The sequence below is a fragment of the Paenalcaligenes suwonensis genome (assembly GCF_011290505.1).
Lineage (GTDB): Bacteria > Pseudomonadota > Gammaproteobacteria > Burkholderiales > Burkholderiaceae_B > Paenalcaligenes > Paenalcaligenes suwonensis.
The window spans coordinates 234769-260153 of record NZ_JAANPV010000005.1; the positions used below are offsets into that span (position 1 = coordinate 234769).

Sequence of the window (25385 nt, forward strand, 5' to 3'; positions counted from 1 at the left end):
GTTTACTTCTTTAAGATACGCAAGCTATTCATAATCACCAATAAACTTGCCCCTACGTCTGCTAACACAGCCATCCACATGGCGGCGCTACCAAACAAAGCCAAACACAAGAACACGGCTTTGATTAACAAGGCGGCACTAATGTTTTGCACCAACACCACATGCAGTTCTTGAGACAGCTTCCAGCTTGCTGGTAACTTCGCCAAGTCATCATTCAAGATGGCGATGTCCGCGGTTTCGATGGCGATATCAGAACCCATGGCCCCCATCGCAAAACCCACATCGGCCTTGGCCAACGCAGGGGCATCATTAATACCATCCCCCACCATGGCTGTAGGTGCGTGTTGCTGTAATTGCTGCAACCACTCCAGTTTTTGCTCGGGCAGCATTTCTGCTTTGTAGTCAGTGATCCCCAACGACTTAGCAACCGAACCTACTGCATAGGGGTTATCGCCCGAGGCAAGGTACACATTCACACCCAATTGGCGCAAGTCACTCAGTGCGGCTTTAGCCCCTTCTTTCACCGGGTCGCTGATCGCAAACGCTGCGACGATTTGTTTACCGTCAAACAAGAATACAAAACTTGCACCTTCAGACTGCCAACGCTGCTCCCACGTTTGTAACGCATCCGAGCTTTCGCTTGCACCCAACGCTTCAGCCCAGGCACGGCTACCCAAACTATAGGTAGTATCCACCAATGCCGCCTTCACTCCTTTACCCGGTATAGCCTCAAAACCTACCATGGCTACACGTTGATCCGACAACTTTGCTTCGGCCAACGCTTGCGATGCAGGGTGATCAGACAAACTCGCCAACGCATGCGCAACTGCCAAGGTGGTGCTGGGTTCGGCGTCTTCTCGAATAAAGTGGTCACGTAAGGCTGGTTTACCTTCGGTTAGCGTACCGGTTTTATCCACCATCAAGTTACGCACTTGACGCAGTTTTTCCAGATATGCGCCACCTTTCACCAACAGACCTTGTCGCGCGGCATGCGTTAACGCACTGACCACCGCTACAGGCGTAGAGATCACCAAGGCACACGGGCACGCAATCACCAACAGAACCAATGCACGGTATAACCAATCTGCCCATACTCCACCCATAAACAATGGCGGGATCACGGCAATAGCAAGCGCAAACAGCACCACTATAGGGGTGTAAATACGCGAGAATTTATCTACAAAACGCTGTACTGGCGCTTTGTTCTGCTGAGCATCCTGCACCGCATAGGTAATACGTGCGAGCAGACTTTGATCATAGGCAGAAGACACGCGATATTGCAGTTCACCCATACCATTTACCGTACCAGCAAACACACTATCGCCAGTACTTTTACTAACGGGCAAGCTTTCCCCTGTAATAGAGGCTTGATTCACCGCTGACTGACCGCTTTCTACTATACCGTCTAGCCCCAAGCGCCCACCTGGCACGACACGAACCAGCGTGTTCATGGCTACCTCTGCGGGGTGCGCAGACACCCAGCCTTTATCGTCATCCCATACTTCTACGGTTTCTGGCGCCAAGGCTAATAAGCTATCTACCGCTTGACGCGCTTTATCCAGCGACCGTGCCTCAATGAGTTCGGCCAAACTAAACAGCGACATTACCATCGCCGCCTCAGGCCATTCACCCAACAGCACTGCACCGGTAACAGCGATACTCATCAACGCATTAATGTTGAGATCTAGGTAGCGAATAGCGATCCAGCCCTTGCGATACACGCTTAGCCCTGACAGCAAGATCGCGCCAATGGACATTATCACTACCAACCAGAAAGGTGCGGATAACCACGCAGCAATTTCTGCTGCCAAGGCTAAGCCCACACCGGCGCTGATACGCCCCCATGCCGCCAACCACGTTTTTTTGGTGGATGCAGGTTTAGCCGATAAGGCTGCACCTTTGTTTTCCAGCAGCTCTGGGCTCATACCCAAGCGCGACACGATTTGAATCAACGCATCACGAAAACCAGTTTGATGCACAACGCTTAGTTGGCGCTGCATAAGGTTAAATTCCAACCCCACTACCTCACCACGCGGTGTTAGCGCTTTACGCAACAACGCCTCTTCGTTAGGGCAGTCCATTTGCTCAATACGCAAGATAGTCTGTTGCTGATTTTCACCAGCCCCTGCGAAGCGCTGTACAGCAGAAGCTGTTAAATCAGCAGGAGTGCAGCACGATGCGGGTTGCGCAGATGCGGTATCCTTATGATCATGGGTGTGCCCATCATCATGGCTATGGTCATGATCGTGGTTATGATCATGACTATGTTCATGCGTAGCGTTTGTCATACACAAAACCTCTTTATCACAGTGTTTTAGGTAGTACACACCTTGTAGTGGCTTTAAGGTCAAGCCCCCACGCATCGTTAGGATGAAAACTTCATGAAAATTGGTGAATTAGCACAATTGGCGCGTTGCGGCACCGAAACCATACGGTATTACGAACGTATAGGTTTACTGCCGCCACCTGTGCGCGGTGACAATAATTACAGACGCTATACAGAGCAGCATGTGGAGCAACTGCGCTTCATACGCAATTGCCGCAGCTTAGATATGACGCACGAAGAAATACGTGCTCTGTTGGATTACAGCTCGGCTGAACCCACCCCCGACTGCAGCCCCATCAATGACCTAATACAAGAACACTTGCAGCACGTCACTATACGTATACAAGAACTGCAATCATTGGAAAAACAGTTGCGCGATCTGTACCTGCAATGCCAGCACCCTGGGCATGTTAGTGATTGCGGTATTTTAGAAAATCTCAGCAAATTGCCACTAGAAGAGCGCAGCTCGCAAAGCCATTTAGGCTAATCGCCACAACGGCTTTGCATAGGCTGTGTAGACGTTATTTGCCAAATGCCTTATCGCTTACCCACATCCCTACCAGCATGGCTGGCACAAACCACCATGCAGTAGAGATCAACGCGCTGAACGACACCAAAGCAGGCCCAGGGCAATAACCTGCTAATCCCCAACCTATACCAAACAACGCCGCACCGCTAAGCAAGCGTGTATCCACTTTCTTGTTAGTAGGTAGCTCAAACGAGACAGCCCCCATGGGAGGCTGCGAGCTTCGTTTTGCCACCCTAAACGGCCACCATGCCACGGCAATAGCTCCCACCATCACGAATGCCAGTGAAGGGTCCCACTGCCCAAAGAAATCCAAGAAATTTTGTACTTTGGTAGGTTGCCCCATGCCGGACAGCATCAGCCCTAAACCAAACAACAAACCGGCTAATAACGCACTGACTGCCGCCATGATTACAGCCCTCCTACTACATGACGCAACACATAAACGGTTGCACCACCTGTCACAATAAAAAGTACGGTAGCCACTAGCGAGCGAGTAGACAGCCGCGCTAAGCCACACACACCATGGCCACTGGTACAGCCCGAACCTAAACGTGTACCTATACCCACCAGCAGACCGGCTATAACGATGCCCACAATGGACTGCTCAGATGGCTGAGGTACAGCACCACCCACCAAGGTATACAACCATGGAGAAATCACCACCCCTGCTACAAACCACCAGCGCCACGACATACGCGGTGCTTTACACAACCCTGCTAAAATCCCACTAACCCCTAAAATCCGTCCATTTACTAATAACAACAGACTAACGGCTAATCCTATTAGCAGCCCGCCTGCCAATGATGTCCAAGGGGTAAACGCATCCCAGTTAATTGTCATCACTCTTCCTTACTTGCACTGCCATGAAAGCAGTATCCACACGACTACGCCATACAACACTATATATAATTATATATTATATTTTTATATTTCAAAATCCGAACCATGTACAGTGGGCAGTAAGACTATAAGGGTTTGCTGCGCAAAGCGCTGACACGTGCCCTATACTGAGCCCACTTATTGCTTTTAAAACAGGACTTTCATGTATTTAGCCCTTAAACACTCTCATGTCACGGCTGCCGTACTCAGCATCTGTTTTTTTATGATTCGCGCATGGTGGTCGGTCACAGGCTCAGCCCTACTACAAAAGAAATTTGTACGCATTGCACCGCATGTCATTGATACTGTGCTTCTGGCCTGTGGGTTGGGCATGGCGGGTATGTTAGGAGCTGCCGCTGCTGCCCCATGGCTGTACACCAAAATCGTTTTGTTAGTGGCTTATATTATTGTGGGAACCTATGCCATTAAACGTGGCCGTACACCGCAAACCCGTGCCATTGCAGCGGTGATTGCGGTGCTAATCTTCATGTATATCGTTGGCGTAGCGCTATATCGCAGCCCAGCGTCATGGTTTATCTAAACGCGTACTTAGCGTTTTTTACCCAAGACCAAGGCACCACCCAATACAAATACTGTTCCTAAAATTTGCATCACGGTAATGGGCTCGTCTAAGAACCAGCTGGCCAAAAACAGCACGGAGACGGGCCCAACCAACCCCATCTGGGCACTCATGGGTGCACCAATACGCTCTACTGCCCACATGGTCATAAAGGTAGGTAGCACGGTGTGAAATACCGCATGCAATACCGATAGCCCATACACAGGCGCAGGCTGCACCAATACACTCCACCCCTGGGCTGCAATCAGATGAATCAGGGTGTACACCGCTGAAATACTCATGGCATAAGCCACCAAGCGCGTAGAGCCTATATTTTTGATTAGCTCACCAGATGCAATCAAATAAATAGAGTAAGACAGGGCCGATCCGAGTACAAACAACGAGCCCAACAGCACGTCATCCCCTGAAAAGGATAAGTCCTGCACAAACACTAGCCCTACCCCCAAGTACGACAAAGCCAATGCTAACCATTGCTTGGGCAGTATTTTTTTACGCAAAAACACCGCTGACAGTAATAAAACAAAGGTGGGGGACAAGAATAGGATGAGTCGTTCCAAGCTTGCTGAAATGCGCTCTAAGCCCATGAAATCCAGCAAACTTGCCAAGTAATAGCCCAGAAAACCCAAAATCAGCAGCTCAAACATTTGCTTTAACGTTAGGGGTTTAAGCTGCCCCGCTTTGACTTTGCGCATTTGCCAATAGGCAATCATCAAAAATACTGGCAACGCCAATAGCATCCTAAAGCCCAACACGGTCAATGCGTTAACGCCATACTGATACGTCAGCTTTGCCACAATGGCTTTGGCCGAAAACAAAATTGAACCCAAGCCTGCCAGTAACAGCCCGGTATACAGTGAGTTAGAGCGCAACGCGGCGCGAGCTTCAGTATGCATGAGGGGTTTGATGCTAAAGATGTAAAAAAGATTGCCTAGGCAGAAAAGTACACCATACAATGCATTCTTCACGCAATTTTTTGCTGGCTTTGCTACCTATACGCGACACCATGACAAAATCCTCTTTCTACAAAGAAGGAACGGATGTTCTGAAAACACAGGCCAATCTGGGGCTGCTCACCAAACATGTATTGGGTTCCATACATGCGGTGATTGCGTTGCGCATTGCGCACTTGGGACTCACTGCCATGCAATGGCGCCCTCTGGTTACCCTGCGCTATCACGAGCACATTAATACACCTGCAGGTCTTGCCAAAAAAATGGGTATGGACACAGGAGCGATGACGCGCACCCTAGACAGACTAGAAGCTAAAGGCCTGTTGTCGCGCCAACGCTGCGAACAAGATAGACGCGTGGTATTGCTGAGCCTTACCCCTGAAGGTCACGAGGTATCCGGCAAAATTTTGCCTGAAATTGCTGAAGCCCTGAATGTGCACTTAGCAGGGTTTAGCAACACTGAAATTTATCAATTGCTCTCTTTTCTGGATCGCTTACGCGAGAACGGTGAGGCGGCTTTGCTTTCCTATTCCTCCGAATCCTAAACCGCTACAATTTTTTTCCACAGATAACTGCCTAAGCAGTAAGCGCTTAGTCAGCATGTTTAAGCTAAATGTAAGAATGAAGCGAATTTATCCTCTGTTACTTGCTGCCCTTCTAAGTGGTTGCGCCGCGATAGATACGCAGCCCTTACCTCTCTCCCAAGTGGAAGGTGCTGCCCTTGGTCTACAATCCAGCCAGATAAGCTGGCCTGAAGATCAATGGTGGTTACGCTATCACGACCCGCAGCTCAATCAGGTAATAGAACAAGCGCTACAACAAAGCCCTAGCTTACAAATCGTCGAGGCTCGCTTACGCAAAGCCCAAGCCTTGGTGGGCAACGCCCGCGCGGTGCAGTTACCACAAGTGGATGCGAACTACAGCCTCACGCGCCAACGCTACTCTGAGCGCTACTCCACCCCTGCCCCCTACGCAGGCTCCATGTATACCGATAATTCACTACGGTTAAACGTAGGCTTTGATTTGGATATTTGGGGTAAAAATCGTGCGTTGTATGCCAGCGCGCTCTCACAGCAAGACGCTGCCTCGGCAGACATTCAGGTAGCACGTAATGCCTTAATTAGCGCCGTCACGCAAAGCTACTTCAATTTACAGAATGCCTTGGCGCAAGCCAGCATGCTGAAGACATTGGAGCAGCAGTATCAAGAAATCCTCACCATTACCGAGCAACGCATTAACGCTGGCTTGGATACCGAGGTAGAACTGCAGCAGGCTAGATCATCGCTGGCTAGCACCCGCGCCCAACAATTACAGGCTGAAGGCAATGCCCAACTCTTGCGTAACCAAATCGCAAGCCTAATGGGTTTTGGCCCTAGCGCTGGTGAGCAATTAACCGCTGTCAGTTTGGCCTTACCCGCCCAACTGCTGCCCACCCAGATTCCTATGGAACTCTTAGGCAGACGCCCTGACATTTTGGTTGCCAAGCTCGCAATTGAAGCCAGCCAGTCCAAGATTGATGCCGCCAAGGCGGACTTCTTTCCCAATATCAATCTAAACGCCTTTGCTGGATTTTTATCGTTAGGTGCCGACAACTTATTGCACGGTGACAGCGGCGTGTATGGCGTGGGCCCGGCGATCAGCCTACCCATTTTCCATGGCGGTGCGTTAAATGCCCAATTGCATGCACGCCAAGCGGAAACCGACGAAGCCATCGCCACCTATAACCAACGCGTCATCGATAGCGTGCGGGAAGTGGCTGACGCGATTAGCGCCATCCACACCCTACAAGCTAGACAGCAGCAACAGCAACAGGCCTACGATGCCATCGCGTTGGCCAGAGACATTGCTGTGGAACGCTATAAGTCTGGCTTAGGTGACTATGTGCAAGTACTGCTTGCCCAAAACACGGTTACTCAACAAGCGCTACTGACCACCGATCTTCGTGTGCAAGCCTTTAATCTGGATGCCCAACTAGCGACAGCGCTAGGTGGTGGTTTTCAAGCAGAGTAATTCCGCCCTATTCTCCACATACAAACAATCATGACTACACAATCTTCGCAACGTAAACGCTTGCTAACCGGCATCACCACGGTTTTTGTCCTGATAGGAATTGCTTATGCCGTGTGGGCACTCTTTCTGGCTGGTAATACCGAAACCACTGAAGACGCCTACGTACATGGCAACATGGTGCAAATATCCGCTAGACAGCCCGGAACAGTACAAGCCATTTTGGCCGACGATACGGATATGGTGGAACAAGGCGCTGCACTGATAGAGCTAGACCCTACTGACGTAAACATCGCCATGCAGCAAGCCGAAGCACAGTTGGCGCAAAGCGTACGTAAAACACGCACAGTATTTGCACAAAACGATGCCTTAGCTGCCGACGTACAAGTACAAGAGGCCGAAGCTCGCCAAGCAAAAGTCACGCTTGAAAAAGCGGAAAACGACTTAAAACGTCGCCAAAGCTTGCGCAAAATTGGTGGAGTAAGCGGGGAAGAAATCCTGCACGCTGAAGCTACCGTTAAAACAGCACGTAGCGCCTTAAACAAAGCAGAAGCAGCAGTACAAGCAGCCAAAGCCCGTTTAAACACCAACCTCGCGTTAACAGCGGGCACCACGGTAGAAAACCATCCTGACGTACAGTTAGCCGCCGACAACTTCCGCAACGCGTGGTTAGCCACTACCCGTACTCGTGTAGATGCTCCGGCTAGTGGCATGGTGGCACAACGCTCTGTACAAGTAGGCCAACATATAGCGGCTGGCACCACCTTAATGTCAGTCGTTCCGTTGGATCAGTTGTGGGTGGAAGCCAACTTCAAAGAGAACCAACTCAAAGACATGCGCGCTGGTCAGAAAGTGGTCTTGAACGCTGACTTCTACGGTTCTTCTGTGCAATATCACGGTGTGGTTGAAAACCTAGCCGCGGGTACGGGTAGCGCCTTCTCCTTACTACCTGCGCAAAATGCTAGCGGCAACTGGATTAAGGTTGTGCAACGCTTGCCAGTACGTATCCGCCTAGACCCTAAAGAGCTACAAGAACACCCGCTGCGCATTGGTTTATCCATGCACGTCACTGTTGACCTAGACAGCGAACCGCAAACCCTCAGTGCCGGTGCCCCCCACTTGAGCACCGATATTTACCAACAGGCTAACCAAGCCGTTGAGCAGCGCATCGCTGAGATCATTCAGGCCAATCTTGCATCATGAGTGACGCCACACTAGAGCAAAAACCGGCAGAAGGCCCCATCATCTACCCGCCACTGCAAGGCCGTGCGCGGGTAATGGGTACCATCGCCTTGTCTGCAGCCGTGTTCATGAACGTGCTGGACTCCTCTATCGCCAACGTGTCTATTCCGACCATCGCGGGCGATTTGGGGGTGAGTAGCACGCAAGGCACATGGGTCATTACCTCCTTCGCGGTGGCGAATGCTATTACCGTGCCACTGACCGGGTGGCTTACCCAGCGCTTTGGCCAAGTGCGCTTGTTCACCTTATCTGTGCTGCTGTTTGTACTAACCTCGTGGCTGTGCGGTTTTGCCTGGTCATTAGAATCGCTAGTATTGTTCAGGGTATTACAAGGCGCCGTCGCTGGCCCTATGATCCCGTTATCTCAAGCCTTGATGCTGGGGAGCTACCCCCGCGATAAGGCGGGTTTTGCCCTTGCCATGTGGTCGATGACCATTTTGGTGGGGCCTATTGCTGGCCCACTGCTTGGGGGCTGGATTTCCGATAACTACACATGGCCGTGGATTTTCTATATCAACGTTCCCATTGGCTTGTTAGCCGGCTGGGCGGCATGGCAAATCTACAATGAGCGCGAATCCAGACGCCGTGAACTGCCTATCGACACCATAGGCCTAGCCCTGCTAATTGTTTGGGTAGGTGCGCTACAGATCTTACTGGACAAAGGTAAAGAGCTAGATTGGTTTGCTAGCCCCTTTATTGTGATTTTAGCGGTGGTTACGGTTGTCGCCTTTGTGTACTTCCTGATTTGGGAGCTCACGGCCAAACACCCTATTGTGGATTTAACGCTGTTTAAAGAACGTAACTTCACAGCAGGCGTACTGTCGGTATCCATTGCCTACGGTGTATTTTTTGGTTCCGTCGTGCTGATGCCGCTATGGCTGCAAAGCACCATGGGCTATACCGCCACCTGGGCGGGGATCGCATTAGCACCAGTAGGGATTTTAGCCATCGTGCTTTCCCCTATTGTTGGCAAACTACTGGGTAAACACGATCCTAGGGTATTAGCCACCTTCGCTTTTCTGGTGTTCTCGCTGACCAGCTACATACGTTCACGCTTCAATACCGATGTGGATATCTTGTCCATCATGCTGCCCACCTTTATTCAAGGGGCTGCCATGGCGACATTCTTTATTCCACTCACCACCATTACCTTGTCAGGCTTAGCCCCAGAACGCGTACCAGGGGCTGCGGGCTTGTCTAACTTTGCGCGTTTATTGGCAGGTGCTTTTGGTACGTCTATTACCACCACCGCGTGGGATGACCGTGCCAGCATGCATCATGCCCACCTTACCGAAATAGCTAGACCAGGTGAACCTGCATTTGATTATGTGATGCAAACCGTGCGTAATCAGGGCTTTACACAGCAACAAGGGGCCGAAATGGTGAACCGCATTATTGAGCAACAAGCGCATACCATGTCGGTCACGGATATATTCTTAGCATCGTCCGTGATCTTCCTCTTACTCTTGGGCTTGGTCTGGATTGCGAAACCCATCAAACCTAGTGCCGATAGTCCCAAACCTCCAGCGGATGCACATTAAAAAACACTTGCATAATATCTGAAACAGATGCTATAGTTACTTTCTATTCCCTGATAGCTCAGTCGGTAGAGCGACGGACTGTTAATCCGCAGGTCGCAGGTTCGAGCCCTGCTCGGGGAGCCAAATTTAAAAAGCCCAACTATTTTTTAGTTGGGCTTTTTTCTTTTTAGCGTCCTACTACTCGCGCGGAAGTACGGTGAAAAATTCTACCGCGCCACGTTTGGGCAATAAACACCCCTAACAAAGCAATACCGCCACCCAGCAGGTGATAGGTTTTAAGCTGCTCATCCAGCAGCACAATCGCTAGCCCTGCGGTCATGACTGGCAATAAGTTCATAAACACACTGCAACGATTTGGCCCCAAATGCTCTATACCTTTAATCCAAAAGAAAGGCAGCACCACAGAGGCTAAGATACCGGCATACAAAATAAGCGGCACTGTGGAAGCATCTAATACGGCTTGCCCGGTAGGTACCCACAAAAACAGAGGAAGCATAAACACCAAGGCCGAGATAGCTTGCATATACGTAGACTGCCATGCCGGCACCGCTATTTTCCACTTACGTAATAACACGCTATAAAACGCATAGCTTAATGCGGCGGTTAGCATCAACACATCACCCAAACGGTAATTACCTTTAATCAGTTCCAACGGCGCACCACCACTAATTAAATACGCCGTTCCCCACAGCGCTATACCACCACCTAACACCATCCCTATCGTGGGATACTCCCTTAACACCAGCGAACTGACCAACATGGTTAACAACGGCGTTAAGGCCGTAATAATGGCCATATTGGTGGCAGTAGACGTGTCGGCCGCCCAGTACGACAAACACTGGTAAAACGCCATACTGAGAAAGCCCAGAAACATCAACTTAGGCCAATACTGCTTAATCACAGCACGATTTTTCCACGCGGGGGCCGCGATAAACACACTCATAATGCTGATCGCTAGCGCCAACCTATAGAAGGTAATCGCCAATGGCGAAATGGCCCCCGACGCCATTTTCGACACCACCACATTGCCCGCCCAAATCGCAATGGCTAAAAAGGGAAACAACAAAAATCGCATGCTCGTTCTCTGCACAGAAAAAAATCTTATAGTGCTGCAAGCCGCAAAGACTGTATTAAGATAATGAGGCATCCGTTATCGCAAAAAAGACATTGTGAGCGTAGACCCTTTAGTACACCTTCCCTCCGAAACGGCTGCTAGACCCATCACAGGTTTAGCCGTGGAATACCCGCACGCCCACGTTATTGCTGCGCATGCGCATACGCGGTCGCAATTTCTTTATGCTACTAAGGGCGTGATGGTGGTGGAAACCAGCGATGGCCGTTGGGTAGTACCACCTACGCGTGGCGTATGGTTACTGGCCGACGTAAAGCACTCTGTGCGCATGAGTGGTGCCGTTAGTATGCGCACCCTGTTTATAGACCCAGATGCCGCCCCTAATCTGCCGGATAAGGACTGCGTACTCAATGTCTCACCCCTACTTCGTGAGCTGATGCTAGAGGCGTCTCAGATCCCTCTTGATTACGATATAGACAGCCGTGATGGCCGCCTAATGCGCCTGATACTCGATGAGCTGCAAACCCTGCCCATTTTGCCCTTTTATCTACCGTGGCCTAATGACAAACGCCTAAAACGTGTCTGCGAGCATGTCGCCCAACAACCAGACTCCACCACCACCGCTGAACAATGGGCAGAGAAACTAGCCATGAGCACCAAAACCTTTCATCGCCACTTTAGGCATCACACTGGCATTACTTTTGGACAATGGCGTCAGTTAGCACGCCTACTGCTTTCACTGGAAAGCTTGGCAAAAGGCACACCTATTGTGCAAGTGGCGTTAGAGCACGGCTACAACAGCCAAAGCGCTTACACCGCCATGTTTAAACGGCACTTTGGAATAACCCCGTCGGCCTTCTACCAATAATGTTCGCGTACTGCGCCATGCAAAAAGCCCAGTTACGTTCACACGCACCGGGCTTTGCTACACCTGCATAGACCTACCTATGGCCTACGGTAAACTGGGTTTTCGTCCGTACGCGTCACGCAGCAAACGCTCAAAGGCTTCGTACATCATTTGCAGACGTTGGAACGTACCTGCATCACGGGTAATGGGGTCTGCACTGTTGGCGATTTCCACCAACAATAGCGACACCGTTTCTACGGGTGTATCTGCACACAACTCGCCGCGCGCCACCGCCTGATGCATGCCCGAAAACACCGAAGCCTGTAACTCTTTGGTGTAGCGCGTGACCGCCTCACGCGCCAACGGGGTAATTTGATCGCGTTCAGAACGCATACGCGCAATCAAACTCCACGGATGCGCCGTATTACCAGAAGGATTGAATATCAAATAGCGCGAACGATTAAATTGCATACTTTGCTGTATTTTTTCGCTTAAATCGTTCTCTGACAGCCAAATTTGATCAAAATGCCCTATCGTACGTTGGCAGTACTCTACCGTCACTTCCTCTATAAGTTGGTGTTTATGGCGATAGTGATAATGCACATTACCACGCGTGCAACCAAGCTCTTCGGCAATCTGCTGAAACCTAAAACCCGCACTTCCGTGCGCGATCAGCATACGCGTAGCCTCTTGTTTGATGCGCTCTTTCATGGAAAGCATTTCGTTCAAGTCTTTTTTCATGCCTATAAATTAACCAATCCCTATCAACATACATTACGCTGCAGTTAAACCACCGTCAGCCACCAATACCGACCCGATACTAAAGGACGAATCCGCTGACGCCAAAAACAAAATCGCCTTGGCAATTTCTTCGGGTTGTCCCAAACGCATCACCGGTTGCCTTGCAGAAAGCTGTTGCAACAAGGCTTGTGGATCATCTGCTTTGGCGAGCATATCAGTAAAGTACGGCGATTGTACTGTGCCTGGCGCCACACAATTAATCCGAATATTCTCTGCCGCATGATCCAATGCCATGGCACGCGTTAGCGCAATCACAGCACCTTTGGACGCACAATACGCCGCCCTATCTCGCAAGCCTACTAGCCCTGCCACCGAAGCGGTATTCACAATAACCCCGCCCCCTTGTTCACGCATTAGCGGGATAGCGTATTTACACCCGAAGAACACACCATCCACATTCACCCGCATGATCCGTGCCCAGTCTTCCTCTGAGGTGTGCTCTACGGTGCTTGCCAGCCCAAAACCTGCATTGTTCACCAACACATCCACACGCCCGAACTGCTCATGCGTGCTGTGCAGTAGCTGCTGCACAGAACTGGAGTCCGCCACGTCTACGGGCATCGCCACTGCATAGGATCCCGCACGAACAGGCAATGCTTGAGCCACTTGTTGTGCGGCGGCTTCGTCCTTATCGGCCACCACCACACTCGCCCCTTCAGCGGCGAAAAGCTGTGCAGTGGCAGCACCTATACCTGATGCCGCCCCAGTGATGACAGCGACTTTATGCTGCAATTTCATCGCCTACTCCTAGCGTACTTTCATCACAGAAAACTCACGCTGCACCACGCTGGCAATACTTTGCGCCACCACCCATGAGGACTTGGGATTAGAAGGCGAAGGAGTATTACTCAGCACCAAACGCATACTGCCAAACTGGCTAGTAATCTGTATCACGTGCTGATTTTGGGTAAGCGTAGGATCAACCACCACTTTGACTTTGGTTTTCTGCATTCCCACGCCTGCCAACGCCAAGGTTGCCGCAACGTTTAGGTTTTTGGGATAACGTTGCGCTGCCTCAGCCGCATTCCCCTCAAACAACAGCAAGTCTTCCGTAACCGTTTCCGCCGCTATGTTCAATTCGGCTAACTCTGGCAACCATGCCGCCACGGGCTTACGCGACTCATACACCACCTGTAAGTCGGGCGCATGGCGTACAGATTGAAATAACCAACCCGCCAATAGCACCAGAAGGCAGCAGTATTTGTGACCCGTGTAGCTCGGCTACATGAATTAGCTCGTCCACCAAGTCGGCATCGGTTAAGGCACCTATAGAGGTAATCACCACCGAAATACCTAAGGTCAAACACGTAGGTATATACGCGCTCACGGCCGCCTGCGCCGCCGCTTCGATGATCAACTGCGGCTTAAACGCCAGCAACTCATCTAGCGACGCACACTCAATGACGCCTTCAGGTAAATCCACCTGAAGCGGATCTGGTCGTCTAAGTACCAGCAACTTCGTTTGGTGTACGTTAAACAAAGGCTGCAATGTTTTAAAAACATCTTGGCCTATCGCACCGAAGCCGATAAACGCAACGCTATTTATCATGTGTAAACCTCGAGAACCAACTCAATAAAGTATCGTTATAACTATGTGACAAGGTGATAGGAAAAAAATGTCCGCCCCGTACCCACTGGGTTAAGACAGAACCTGCAAGTAGAGTCTTCAGCTCTTGTTGTAATGCATGCGGTACCACGGCATCGTCTTCGGCACTTAAAATCAAACTCGGTACAGACAAGGCCGCTGCTTGATCTCTGCCATCAAACTGCAATAGCGCTGCAATGCGTTCCTGCACGGTTTGAATATGCTGTGATTCCCACTTTTTCCCTGCTGCTACTAAGGCGTCGTGTTCCCATATCCATTCTGCGGGATACGATAAATACACGCCTTGCTGCTCGTAACACTGCGGGTCTAGACGCAATAGCTGCGCCCGTAGCGCAAACAACTGCTGCATATACGCATTAGGCCCAGCCCATGTCGCCCCCAATACCAGTGAGCGCACTTTTTCTGGCTGATCAAAGGCCAACTGCTGTGCAATGCAACCGCCGGTAGAGTGGCCCACTACATGCGCCCGCTCTACCCCGCAATGTTGTAATAACTGATGAAAATCGTCGGCTAACTGAGCAATGCTCACGGCAGCCGTACCACGCTCAGACTGACCAATACCCCGTTGATCCATGCGGATCACCTGATAGCCTTGGGCTGTCAGCGTAGCGCTGACGCCTTTCCAAAATGCCGCACTGCCACCTAAACCACTCATGAGCAGAACTGCTGTGCCTTCCCCCTCACGCTCAAACGCTAAGGTTGCACCATCCACATTCGACATAAAGTAAGACGTCATGGCTACCGTTCCTATTACTGCTGACGTGCTTCTTCGATCTGACGCAAGAACTCTTCACCACCGGGCGAGCCTTGCATAATGCGTGGCCAGCCAGCACGTGCTTTTTCTTTAAACGCCGCCAGGTCAGGGCGCGTAATCGTAATACCCTTCGCTTCCATCGTGGTAAATGCATCGGCCATTTTTTGGTCCTGATACTGCAGCGCTACTTCCATAGCAGACTGTGCCGACTCTTTAATGGCTTGCTGCACCTCTTCTGGGTAACCCGCATACTTCGCTTTGGACATAATGAACAAGCTAGGCAACTGGTGCACTTCTGTTACGGCGTAGTGCTTAATGGTTTCGGAAAAACCATCGCCCACAGTTTGATCAGGGCTTAACTCAGCAGCATCCACCACGCCGTTTTGCAATGCCAAGAACAGTTCAGCATAGGCTGTAGGTGTAGGCTGTGAACCCAACGATTTATAAGCTTCTACATAGCCGGGTGACTGAATCACACGTACTTTTAGGTGACCCATATCCTCTACTGTGTTGACAGGCTTCATCGACGCCATGCTACGCGCGTAAATAGCTCCCCAGCCCAGCCCCACCATGCCGTATTTATCCAGCTCTTGCAGCAAGTTATCCCCTACAGGTCCTTGCATAATGGTGTTGGCTTCTTCGTAGTTATTAAACAAGTACGGCAAGGACAAAATACGGTATTCACGCACGGTATTTTCTAATGATGGCTGCCCCATAATGGAGGCATCCACCACACCGGTACGCAACCCCTGTACCAGCTTTAGCTCTCCGCCCAAGGTGCCAGACGGGAAAATCTTTACCGTGACCTCACCATTGGTTTTCTCATTCATCAACTTGGCAAAGTGCTCGGCTGCCACCTGATAAGAGCTGTTTTCACTTAATGCATGGCCAATATTAATTTCTATAGGCTTTGCACTAACACCCAAAGCGGCCGCCAGCAGGGATACCCCAGCTACAAACTTAACGATTTTCTTCATGCTACAGTCTCCAAACTTTATTGTTAGTTGAACCATGCTTTTAATAACAAAGGTCCGTAAGTAATCAGCAGTAGATTAATAAACAAGACGCCAAGAAATACTGACAGTGGCCGCATCAATTTTTCCATTGATACCTTGGCAATTCCACAAACCAAGAACAAGTTCACGCCAACCGGTGGAGTCACCATCCCTACCGCCAAGTTCACGATCACAATCAAACCAAAATGCACTGGATCAATACCTAGGCTGACAGCAACAGGAGCCAACACAGGAGCCAGAATCAAAATGGCAGCAAAGGTTTCCATAAACAGGCCAATCACCAATAACGCAATGTTCACAATCAGCAAGAACACATAGGGGTTATCAGAAATAGCCAAAATGGATGACGCAATGTACTGAGGTACTTGATAAAGCGATAATGCATACGCAAACACCGCTGCAAACCCCACAATCAACATCACAATGGCGGATGTAATAGCGGATTCCCACAAAATGGCTGGCAACTCTTTTAGGCTAATTTCTTTGTAGATAAAGGTACCCACTACAAAGGCGTAAGCCACCGCCATCACAGCCGCTTCAGTCGCCGTAAACGCACCACCGTAGATTCCACCCAAAATAAGCACAGGCAGCATCAACGATAAAAACGCTGCACGTAAGGCCCGCATTACGCCGGTAAACCACTCACCAAACGACACACGCTGCGTATCACCGTATCCCTTAAGGGATGACCAAATAATGATGGTCAGCATCAGGGAAAAACCAATCATCAGCCCAGGAATAATCCCAGCGAAAAACATGTCCGCAACAGAGGTGCCCGTCAACATGGCGTACACAATCATGGGCACTGACGGTGGCAAAATCACCCCCAGCTCACCCGATGCTGCCACGACTGATGCCGAAAAAGGGCGTGGGTAACGATTGCGTTCCATTTCAGGAATCATCACACCACCAATAGCTGCGGTAGTAGCCGACGACGAACCGCTAATCGTGGAAAAGAACATCGTGGTGAGCACCGTTGCAGCCCCCAAACCTCCTTTCACCCAACCAATAAGCGCCATACCCAAATGAATCAAACGCTTTGCAATGCCACCGCTTTGCATCAAACGGCCTGCCAACACAAAGTAAGGAATGGCCATCAATGCAAATGAGTCCATCGCCTCGAAAATAGTTTGCGGCAACACAATCAGCGGCAAGCCTTTTTCCAATACAGCCGGAATGGGGGCAATACCCAAACTCAACGACACGGGGACGCTAAGCAAAAACAACGCCAACAGCAGAATAATTCCAAACCCCATCATGATCGTCCCCTACTCCACATTTTCGCCATTGGTAAACCGTATATCTTCACCACGACTAATGGTCTCGATAATGAGGGCTACGGTATTGAGAATCATGAGACTAAAACCCAAGGGCATTGCGGCGTACACCCACGTTTTGGACATAGACAGCACCGGGCTAGACTCAATCGCACCAAACTCTAAAAACTCCATGCCTAACTGCACCATCAGTACAAAAAAGGCTAAACACACCACTAACGAGACATAGCGCATAAACACACCAATCTTTCTGGGCAGGCTAAACACCACCACATCCAGTGAAATAAGCTGTGCTTTTCTACACGCTATAGATGCCCCCAGAAAAATGACCCAAATCATCAAGTAGCGAGCCACTTCTTCCGTCCAGGGTGCCGCGATATTCAAACTAAAGGTGCCCAGTAGAAAACGCACCGCCACCTGCCACAATGTGCACAGTGTCATGCCTAATAAGCATGCTGCTAACACCCATCGGATAGCGCCGTTCAAACCATCCACCAATTTCACTAGGCCCATCATGTGCGTTCCTCCATCCCTCTGAGTTGTAACTGCACTGCCGCAACGGCTTGATCTCGCCAGGCGCGCTTCGCATCCAGTTGCTCTAACTCCAACGATGCCCGCATGGCGTGATGCAATGTTTGAATCAATGGCGTATCTACCGGAGGACGTAGCCCTTTGGCTTGTGCCATCTCATTAAAAATATGCCCGTAACGCTCTAAGTACCCTTGAATCCCTGTGGGCGCATTTAAATCTATGCCTTCCAAAGGACCTACCACTGACCAACGCAACCCTAACCCTTGGCTAATGATCAAGTCGGCATCAGCGGGGCGAATCACTCCGTTTGCAATCAACTCGAACATTTCCATTAACAGCGCGCCTTGCAAACGGTTCAACACAAACCCCGGAACCTCTTGCTGCAGCACTACAGGTCTTTGTCCTAACTGCTCCATAAACGTGCAGGCTGTTTTGACCACCTCAGGGCTGGTCCACTCTGCCCCAACCACTTCCACAATAGGCATTAAATGCGGAGGGGTCATGGGGTGTACAACCAAACAACGCTCACGCTGCGCCAAATCACGTGTAAATAAACTCGCCCCATACGTAGAGGTAGAACTTGCAAAAATAGCTGTGCTTTTGGCGTGCGCGGCTACATCCGCAAACAACTTCTGCTTCAACTCTAGGTTTTCTGATGCTGCCTCTTGTATATAGTCAGCATCGTGCACCGCTTCTGCCAAACTATTGCTGATGGTGATTCGCGCTACCACATCGTCAACACTATCGCCTTCAGTCAGCAATGCGATAGAGTTTTGTACGCTCTCTCTGATGTTGGCGCTGATGCGTGCCGCACTCTCTACATCATGATCGTACAAACTGGTTTGCAACCCTGAACGCGCAAACACCACCGCCCATGAGCTACCAATAATTCCACCACCTATAACAGCTACTTTCTTCATGCTACTCACCACTAGCCTATAGGCGAAAACGAAACAGGCTTCAAAATACGCGTCTGCTGCGTATCAATTAAATCAATCACTTTGCTTAAATAGGCTTGCCATCTCTCGTCGGCCAACATTTGGCTGCGCGCTCTATCACGCTCATCCAAGCTGTCATACGACCACAATGCCACCACATGATTAAGCTCACCGATTTCAGAGATGAAATACCCCAAAAACTTGCCTAAATACTGTTTTTGCAAAGCCAAGCCATGCTCTTCATACGTACGCACAAACTGTGGCACCAAACCAGGTTTAATACGGTAATCACGTTCTTCTATATACACTTTTCTCCCCTTCTACGACTTAGTCCAACCAAATACTGTGTTGGCCTCTATTTCTTCAATGTTCTCTGGGCGAGGAAACGGTGCAGGTGGGGTATCACCAGCTTGACGCTCTCTACCTATTTGTTTAAAAAAATCATCTAAACCACCCGGCATTAGCATCCAAAAGAACGACAGCGGGCCAGTACCTGTATTCACAAACTTATGCGTACTGTGCGGAGCCAAATACAGCGAGGCCCCCGGTGCTAACACATGCTCTACACCATCTAGCACCACCACACCTTCGCCTTCATAAATGTAGATAACTTCCTCGTGCGTATCGTGCATGTGTTCACGCACATAACTGCCCGGATCAATGGTTTGCGTACCCGCAGAGAAAGCCGCCTTCGCCTCTAATGCCTTGCTGTTAAACAGACAACGAACAAAACCATTGGCTGGCACAGGCTGCCAGTAACTCTCACTACCCGTGGGTTGCACTAGACACGATCCAGATTCAAAAACCTGCTTTCCCATTAACCCCTCCAATTAACTTACATGTTTGTCAGTTTTGTTAGGAGTAAGTATCTGGATTTTTGTTTGTACAGTGAATTAGGGAAAGCACTAGATTTAAAACAATGCAGACAAAAACTAACAAACATGTAAGTTAGCAAGAAAAACACACTGCATTCCTAATAGCCACACCCTACTGCCATCATCGCTTTATGCTGAATTTCACAATAAGCTGCTCTAGGGGCTTGTATTTCGTTTTAGGTCTATGCTATAGTTCTTTCTTTACCGATTCCCCGATAGCTCAGTCGGTAGAGCGACGGACTGTTAATCCGCAGGTCGCAGGTTCGAGCCCTGCTCGGGGAGCCAAATTCAAAAAAGCGCTTATGTTCACTCATAAGCGCTTTTTGCTTTTCTAGCCCCACAGAAAAAAACGCCACCCTTAGGTGACGTTTTTGCGTGTCCGCTGCTTGCTTAAGGATTCGCGTTATAACTGCTGTAGCCCATCATCTCGGACAGCTCTTTGGCATACCCATCCACAATCTCTTTTAACTCGTCTACCGAGGGCTGCACGCCCAGATCTACGCGCTCTAAATACGGCACATTCAAACAAGCCACCACCGTTTGATTCGGCCCAAACACCGGGTAGGCAATATTCACAATACCCTTCACTTGCTGGCTAGGCGTTTCCGCATAACCACTGACACGCACCTGTTTTAATACCTTATCCAACTGCGATTTGGTCAACGTACTTTCGCCATCCACCGGGCCATGCTGTGCCAAAATGCGCTCGCGCTCAGCCTCTTCACGATAGGCCAGCAACACGTGCCCTGATGCGGTATCACGCAACCCCACCAACGCCCCAACCTTCAAACCAAAAGACCAGCGCTCAGGGCTATCAATTTGCGCAATCACCACCACCTTGGCATCTTGCAACACCGTTAAGTGGCACGACTGCCTTGCTCGGTTTACTAGCTTTCGCATTAAGGGCGTGGCAATACTGACCAACGACCGCAAAGGCCTATGTTGATGCGCCAACTTAAACATGCGTAATGTCAGACTGTATCGGCCATTTTCATCCACCTGCACCCAGTCGCACCGCTCTAGTGTCATCACCATTCGGAAAATCTCATTCATGCTGCGATCCAGCTTTTTAGAGATTTCGTTCAAGGTGTAGCCCTCGTAGGAATCGGATAACACCTCGAGAATGTTTAAGCCCTTCTCAAGCGCAGGAGCTGCATAGCGCGGTGTTGTTGTTGTATCGGCTGTTTTTTTCGCAGTAACCATTCAGGACGCTTTGCTTCGTGTTCGTACACAATCATAAAAATGGGCAACGCCAACATACTGCCGACGTGCCCACCACTTTATGCTGATCACGTTAGTAATAACGAGATTGCAGGTACGTATGTTACCAAAGCCAAAGCGACTAACAAGGCCAATAACAACGCTACCGACTCTTTAAGGAACTCGTTCATGGTCACGCGCGTGATATTGCAGACCAATAGCATCACTGTTCCTACAGGGGGAGTCAGTGTGCCAATGGACAAATTTAAAATCATGATCAAACCAAAATGTATGGGGTCTATACCCATTTGCATCATGACTGGTTTTAGCAACGGTACCAGCACGATGATCAACGCTGTACCTTCAATAAACATACCCAGCAGCAACAGCAAAATATTCACTGCCGCTAAAAACACATATTTATTATCGGTTAAGCTGCTAATCCAACTCGCCATTGCAACACCAGCATGCTCTAACGAAAAGATCCATGCCAAGGCCGAGCTGGCCATAATGACCAACATAATCGAGGCCGTCGATTTAGCTGTCGTGGTAAGCGCGTGACCCACATGGCCTAGCGTCATTTTTTTATAGATCACAAAACCTATAAACGCCACGATCACCACACCCGCAGCACCCGCTTCTGTAGGCGTAAAAATATTGGCACGTATACCGCCTACCACCCCAACCAATACCAATAATGCTGGCCATGCATTAAAAGTGGCTTGCCCTAGCTCGCGCGGTTTAGGCCACTCTTTAAGCATAGGCTTATAACCACGCTTCACCGAGACCAACCACACCGCCACCATCAACAACAACGCACACAGCAAGCCTGGCAAAATACCCGCCATGAACATACGACCAATGGAAACGTCGGCCACCATGCCGTAAATAATCAGCGCAATACCTGGCGGAATAATAGGCGTTACCAATGAGCCCGATGCCGTCACCGCCGCCGCAAAGGCACGGCTATAGCCCTGACGCTCCATTTCAGGCACCATCATCTTGGACAGCATGGCAGCATCGGCCAAGTTAGAGGCACTTACCCCACCCATTAAGGTGCTCATGGTGATGTTTGCCATCGCCATGCCACCCCTAAATTTCCCCACCAGCAAATTGGCCAAATGCAAAATGCGCTCGGCTACACCTGTGTGAGACAACAATGTGCCCAACAAAATAAAAAACGGAATCGCCAACAACGTACTGTTTTGCGCGGGGGCCACCAAACGCTGAACAGCCACCCCAAAAGGCAGACTATTAAAGAACAAGAAGTAAACGACAATCGCCGTAAACATGGCCAGATAGATGCGCATGTTCAGCAACATCAATCCAAACATTATGGGTAATATCCACATCCAGCTCATGCTTCGTCTCCACTATCGTTTGCCACAGGCTCCGGCAAGAAAAGGCGCCTACACATCAGCACGGCTGTAGCGGCAAAACCAATCGTTACGGGCACATAAATCCAAAACAACGAAATCCCTAAAATACGTGTCATACGTGCTTGTACAGCACCGGCCAAATTCCAGCTCCACCATGCGGCAATCACTAGCACCGCAACGGACAACACCCCTATCACTACAGACACAATCTGACGTAACCGCGGACGCATAGCATCCGTCAAAAAGCTAATAGTGAGGTTTTCATGATCGCGCTCAGCAAAAAAAACGCCCATGAAAATAATCCACACCATTAACAAGCCCGACATTTCCTCAACCCAATGCCACGGCGTGTGCATCACGTAGCGCATAAACACACCGCCCACCGTAATGCATACCAGCACCCCTAACAGCAGGCCCAGCAGGGCATTCCCCCACTTGTTTGCTACTTGTCTCATCATCATTCACCCTCGGCCATAACGCTCATCACCCTTGCGCTTACCGTGGCACAGACACCCACCGCAACGCACAACAGTGATGAGCAGCAACACACTACAACCCGTCTTATTTCAGCTGGTCTTGCAGGGTTTGGTACAAGTTAGGCGACCACTCTGGAAACTGCTCATACACCTTCAGAGCTTTGGCTTTAAAGACCTCACGGTCAGGCTCAATAACCTCTACCCCTTCGGCACGCATCAGCTCTAACACCTTGGCATCACTTTCTTTGGCCAGTTGCTGACTGTACAAACCTGCCTCGCGTCCTGTTTCGTGAATCAACGCTAACTGCTCTTCAGGCAACGTGCTGAAGAAGGCTTCGCCACCCACCCACACCGCTGCGGTGGTTAAGTAATTCACCAGTGACAAATACTTGGCAGGTTCATGCAGCTTTTGCCCGTACAGCACACTAAGTGGGTTTTCTGCACCATCAATCACCCCTTGCGTCAGCGCTGGGTACACATCCGCCAATGGCATAGGAGTAGGCGTGGCTCCCATGGCTTCAAAGGTTTTGATTTGGATGACGTTATTGGGCACACGAATTTTCATCCCCGCCAAATCTTCAGGTGTGCGAATAGGTTTTTTCGCGATGATGTGACGATCACCATAGTTATAGTTAGTAATCACCAAGTGCACACCTTGTTCACGCAAGGATTTGTTTTTCTCAGCAAACCACGGACTATCGTAGAGCTCAAAAAGCTTTTCTGTGTTTTCCGTCAAAAAGGGGCCATACAGCGCAGCCAAGTCTGGCTCATAATCGGCCATGAAACCCACATCACTAATCGTCACCACGTTCATCCCCATCAGCGCCTGATCCATCACATCGCTTTTAGAGCCCAACTGTGAACTAGGGTATAGCTCTAGCAGAATTTCACCGTTACTGCGTTCCTTCAGCAAATCAGCCCAATAATTCATTACCAAATCGGCCGGCTCACCAGGGTGATTTTCATAGGCTACTTTGATGGTAGTGGGAGCCGCCAAAACCGCCATAGGCGCTGCTAATGCAAAGGTTGATAACGCTGCTACGGCATAAGATTTTAGTGTTTTCATTGTTGTCTCCAGAATAACTAATGATGGTTGCCACATGCTGCTTGAAACATCACCGCACACCTGTTCTTGTTGTCGCCGAACGATGTAACGGTGCGCGGCCATGTAGTCGTGTTTAACCCCTAAACTCGTACTGATCTATAGAGGCCCGTTTCATTTCAATGGAATAGCCCGGCATGGAAGGTGCTACGTAGGCGGCATTTTTAATGCGGCAAGGGTCTACAAAGTGTTCATGCAAATGATCCACAAACTCGATCACACACCCATCTTTAGTACCTGCAATACACACGTAGTCGATCATGGACAAGTGCTGCACGTACTCGCACAACCCTACCCCGCCAGCATGAGGACATACTTTCAAGTTGTACTTAGCAGCCATCAGCATTACAGCTAACACCTCATTAACACCGCCCAAACGGCAGGCATCAATTTGCACCACATCAATCGCGCCTTCCATAATCAACTGCTTGAACATAATGCGGTTCTGGCACATTTCACCGGTAGCCACCTGCATTTTGCCTTTCATGGCTTCGCGGATTTTTCGGTGGCCTGCAATATCATCTGGGCTAGTAGGCTCTTCAATAAACCACGGTTTAGCAAAGGCCAACTGATCCAACCACTCAATGGCTTGGTTCACTTCCCAGACCTGATTGGCATCAATCATGAGGTTGCGTTCACCCAGCACTTCACGCGCAATACGTAGACGACGTTTATCGTCTTCCAAATCGCGGCCTACTTTTAATTTCACGTAATCAAAACCAGCGTCTACTGCCTCTTGCGCTAAACGGCGCAGTTTCTCGTCGTCATAGCCCAACCATCCCGCTGAGGTCGTATAGCAGGGGTAGCCGTTTTGCTCTAAATCGGCGATACGCTCAGCCTTACCCTGACCACGGCTACGCAAAAGTGCTAGCGCTTCTTCTGGTGTGATGCAGTCAGTGATGTAGCGGAAGTCTATAAGTTTGACGATTTCTTCGGGGCTCATATCGGCCACTAAGCGCCACACCGGTTTGCCTTCGGATTTCGCCCATAGATCCCACATGGCATTAACCACGGCACCAGTCGCCAAATGAATCGCTCCCTTATCTGGACCAATCCAACGCAATTGGCTGTCGCTGGTGATATGACGCCAAAAACGCCCCATATCTGCTGCCACCCATGCCAAATCCAGCCCCACTACCAAGTGCTCCATCGCCCGGATTGCGGCACAACAAATATCGTTACCGCGGCCAATAGTAAAGGTCAGCCCATGCCCCTCTAGCCCTGCCGTATCGGTATGTAGCACCACATAAGCCGCCGAGTAATCGGGGTCCAAGTTCATGGCATCCGAGCCATCCAGATTGTCCGACGTAGGGAAGCGAATGTCCCGCACTTCCATTGAGGTAATTTTTGTCATTACTTACTTCATCCTGAGGATTAATACGAACCACCACTTAGAGCCTCTAAGCACACCGTAAATTTCATTTACCTCTAAACAAAGATTTATAAATGAAAGTTAC

Annotated in this window: 28 protein-coding genes and 2 tRNA genes; 9 read left to right on the forward strand and 21 right to left on the reverse strand. The window is 49.9% G+C overall.

The window, feature by feature from the left end:
• Positions 1-2: 2 nt before the first annotated feature.
• Positions 3-2288, reverse strand: a complete 2286-nt coding sequence (locus GY634_RS09745; protein ID WP_166408346.1) for a heavy metal translocating P-type ATPase — start codon at positions 2286-2288, stop codon at positions 3-5.
• 93 nt (positions 2289-2381) lie between these two features.
• On the opposite strand from GY634_RS09745, the gene cadR reads away from it, so the two are divergent.
• Complete coding sequence (gene cadR, locus GY634_RS09750) at positions 2382-2813, forward strand: Cd(II)/Pb(II)-responsive transcriptional regulator (protein ID WP_166408347.1); 432 nt, start codon at positions 2382-2384, stop codon at positions 2811-2813.
• 34 nt (positions 2814-2847) lie between these two features.
• Here the strand turns inward: cadR and GY634_RS09755 are convergent, their stop codons facing one another.
• Both GY634_RS09755 and GY634_RS09760 read right to left on the reverse strand, forming a co-directional pair.
• Entirely contained in the window at positions 2848-3261 is a 414-nt protein-coding gene (locus tag GY634_RS09755; protein ID WP_242683669.1) for a DUF6691 family protein, read from the reverse strand.
• A gap of 2 nt (positions 3262-3263) precedes the next feature.
• Positions 3264-3695: a YeeE/YedE family protein gene (locus GY634_RS09760; RefSeq protein WP_166408348.1), complete on the reverse strand. Its 432-nt coding sequence runs from the start codon at positions 3693-3695 to the stop codon at positions 3264-3266.
• Positions 3696-3897: 202 nt separating this feature from the next.
• On the opposite strand from GY634_RS09760, the gene GY634_RS09765 reads away from it, so the two are divergent.
• A complete protein-coding gene (locus GY634_RS09765; RefSeq protein ID WP_166408349.1) occupies positions 3898-4275 on the forward strand; it encodes a SirB2 family protein in 378 nt (125 codons plus the stop codon).
• An 8-nt stretch (positions 4276-4283) separates the two neighbouring features.
• Here the strand turns inward: GY634_RS09765 and GY634_RS09770 are convergent, their stop codons facing one another.
• Complete coding sequence (locus GY634_RS09770) at positions 4284-5207, reverse strand: DMT family transporter (protein WP_166408350.1); 924 nt, start codon at positions 5205-5207, stop codon at positions 4284-4286.
• 110 nt (positions 5208-5317) lie between these two features.
• Between GY634_RS09770 and GY634_RS09775 the strand changes: the two genes are divergently transcribed.
• The 5 genes from GY634_RS09775 to GY634_RS09795 all read left to right on the forward strand — a co-directional run bounded on the left by GY634_RS09775 (position 5318) and on the right by GY634_RS09795 (position 10177).
• Positions 5318-5809, forward strand: a complete 492-nt coding sequence (locus GY634_RS09775; RefSeq protein ID WP_166408351.1) for a MarR family winged helix-turn-helix transcriptional regulator — start codon at positions 5318-5320, stop codon at positions 5807-5809.
• 76 nt (positions 5810-5885) lie between these two features.
• Positions 5886-7274, forward strand: coding sequence for an efflux transporter outer membrane subunit (locus GY634_RS09780; protein WP_166408352.1), 1389 nt, complete (start codon positions 5886-5888; stop codon positions 7272-7274).
• Between the two features lie 30 nt (positions 7275-7304).
• A complete protein-coding gene (locus GY634_RS09785; protein ID WP_166408353.1) occupies positions 7305-8474 on the forward strand; it encodes an HlyD/EmrA/EmrK family protein in 1170 nt (389 codons plus the stop codon).
• Positions 8471-10054: a DHA2 family efflux MFS transporter permease subunit gene (locus tag GY634_RS09790; protein WP_166408354.1), complete on the forward strand. Its 1584-nt coding sequence runs from the start codon at positions 8471-8473 to the stop codon at positions 10052-10054. Before GY634_RS09785 ends, GY634_RS09790 begins: the two co-directional genes overlap by 4 nt.
• A gap of 47 nt (positions 10055-10101) precedes the next feature.
• Positions 10102-10177 (forward strand) — tRNA-Asn (locus tag GY634_RS09795).
• Between the two features lie 43 nt (positions 10178-10220).
• On the opposite strand, the gene GY634_RS09800 is transcribed toward GY634_RS09795, so the two are convergent.
• A complete protein-coding gene (locus GY634_RS09800) occupies positions 10221-11129 on the reverse strand; it encodes a DMT family transporter (protein ID WP_166408355.1) in 909 nt (302 codons plus the stop codon).
• A gap of 94 nt (positions 11130-11223) precedes the next feature.
• On the opposite strand from GY634_RS09800, the gene GY634_RS09805 reads away from it, so the two are divergent.
• Entirely contained in the window at positions 11224-11994 is a 771-nt protein-coding gene (locus GY634_RS09805; RefSeq protein WP_242683671.1) for an AraC family transcriptional regulator, read from the forward strand.
• An 84-nt stretch (positions 11995-12078) separates the two neighbouring features.
• Here the strand turns inward: GY634_RS09805 and GY634_RS09810 are convergent, their stop codons facing one another.
• The 11 genes from GY634_RS09810 to GY634_RS09855 are packed head-to-tail and all read right to left on the reverse strand — an operon-like array spanning position 12079 to position 19714.
• Positions 12079-12714: a TetR/AcrR family transcriptional regulator gene (locus tag GY634_RS09810; protein ID WP_242683672.1), complete on the reverse strand. Its 636-nt coding sequence runs from the start codon at positions 12712-12714 to the stop codon at positions 12079-12081.
• A 33-nt stretch (positions 12715-12747) separates the two neighbouring features.
• Positions 12748-13512, reverse strand: a complete 765-nt coding sequence (locus GY634_RS09815; RefSeq protein WP_166408356.1) for an SDR family oxidoreductase — start codon at positions 13510-13512, stop codon at positions 12748-12750.
• Positions 13513-13521: 9 nt separating this feature from the next.
• Entirely contained in the window at positions 13522-13953 is a 432-nt protein-coding gene (locus tag GY634_RS17250) for an aspartate dehydrogenase domain-containing protein (protein ID WP_242683673.1), read from the reverse strand.
• The gene (locus tag GY634_RS17255; protein WP_242683674.1) at positions 13895-14323 is read right to left on the reverse strand and encodes a hypothetical protein; all 429 of its coding nucleotides are present in this window, start codon (positions 14321-14323) and stop codon (positions 13895-13897) included. Before GY634_RS17255 ends, GY634_RS17250 begins: the two co-directional genes overlap by 59 nt.
• Positions 14313-15116 (reverse strand): alpha/beta fold hydrolase, encoded by an 804-nt coding sequence (locus GY634_RS09825; protein WP_166408357.1) that lies wholly within the window; start codon positions 15114-15116, stop codon positions 14313-14315. The genes GY634_RS17255 and GY634_RS09825 overlap by 11 nt, the downstream gene beginning before the upstream one ends.
• Before the next feature lie 14 nt (positions 15117-15130).
• Positions 15131-16111 (reverse strand): TRAP transporter substrate-binding protein, encoded by a 981-nt coding sequence (locus GY634_RS09830; RefSeq protein WP_166408358.1) that lies wholly within the window; start codon positions 16109-16111, stop codon positions 15131-15133.
• A gap of 23 nt (positions 16112-16134) precedes the next feature.
• The gene (locus GY634_RS09835; RefSeq protein WP_166408424.1) at positions 16135-17406 is read right to left on the reverse strand and encodes a TRAP transporter large permease subunit; all 1272 of its coding nucleotides are present in this window, start codon (positions 17404-17406) and stop codon (positions 16135-16137) included.
• A gap of 12 nt (positions 17407-17418) precedes the next feature.
• The gene (locus GY634_RS09840) at positions 17419-17943 is read right to left on the reverse strand and encodes a TRAP transporter small permease (RefSeq protein WP_242683676.1); all 525 of its coding nucleotides are present in this window, start codon (positions 17941-17943) and stop codon (positions 17419-17421) included.
• Positions 17940-18878, reverse strand: coding sequence for a 3-hydroxyacyl-CoA dehydrogenase (locus GY634_RS09845; protein WP_166408359.1), 939 nt, complete (start codon positions 18876-18878; stop codon positions 17940-17942). The genes GY634_RS09840 and GY634_RS09845 overlap by 4 nt, the downstream gene beginning before the upstream one ends.
• 11 nt (positions 18879-18889) lie before the next feature.
• Positions 18890-19204: an NIPSNAP family protein gene (locus GY634_RS09850; RefSeq protein ID WP_166408360.1), complete on the reverse strand. Its 315-nt coding sequence runs from the start codon at positions 19202-19204 to the stop codon at positions 18890-18892.
• Between the two features lie 12 nt (positions 19205-19216).
• Positions 19217-19714: a cupin domain-containing protein gene (locus GY634_RS09855; protein WP_166408361.1), complete on the reverse strand. Its 498-nt coding sequence runs from the start codon at positions 19712-19714 to the stop codon at positions 19217-19219.
• 266 nt (positions 19715-19980) lie between these two features.
• On the opposite strand from GY634_RS09855, the gene GY634_RS09860 reads away from it, so the two are divergent.
• A tRNA-Asn gene (locus tag GY634_RS09860) sits at positions 19981-20056 on the forward strand.
• Between the two features lie 105 nt (positions 20057-20161).
• On the opposite strand, the gene GY634_RS09865 is transcribed toward GY634_RS09860, so the two are convergent.
• The 5 genes from GY634_RS09865 to GY634_RS09885 form a co-directional block, all read right to left on the reverse strand.
• Positions 20162-20974 (reverse strand): IclR family transcriptional regulator, encoded by an 813-nt coding sequence (locus GY634_RS09865; RefSeq protein ID WP_166408362.1) that lies wholly within the window; start codon positions 20972-20974, stop codon positions 20162-20164.
• A gap of 86 nt (positions 20975-21060) precedes the next feature.
• Positions 21061-22332, reverse strand: a complete 1272-nt coding sequence (locus tag GY634_RS09870; protein WP_166408363.1) for a TRAP transporter large permease — start codon at positions 22330-22332, stop codon at positions 21061-21063.
• On the reverse strand, positions 22329-22811 hold the full coding sequence (locus GY634_RS09875) for a TRAP transporter small permease (protein WP_166408364.1): 483 nt from the start codon (positions 22809-22811) through the stop codon (positions 22329-22331). Before GY634_RS09875 ends, GY634_RS09870 begins: the two co-directional genes overlap by 4 nt.
• Positions 22812-22911: 100 nt before the next feature.
• On the reverse strand, positions 22912-23892 hold the full coding sequence (locus GY634_RS09880) for a C4-dicarboxylate TRAP transporter substrate-binding protein (protein ID WP_166408365.1): 981 nt from the start codon (positions 23890-23892) through the stop codon (positions 22912-22914).
• Between the two features lie 112 nt (positions 23893-24004).
• A complete protein-coding gene (locus GY634_RS09885) occupies positions 24005-25282 on the reverse strand; it encodes an L-fuconate dehydratase (protein WP_166408366.1) in 1278 nt (425 codons plus the stop codon).
• Positions 25283-25385 lie beyond the last annotated feature (103 nt).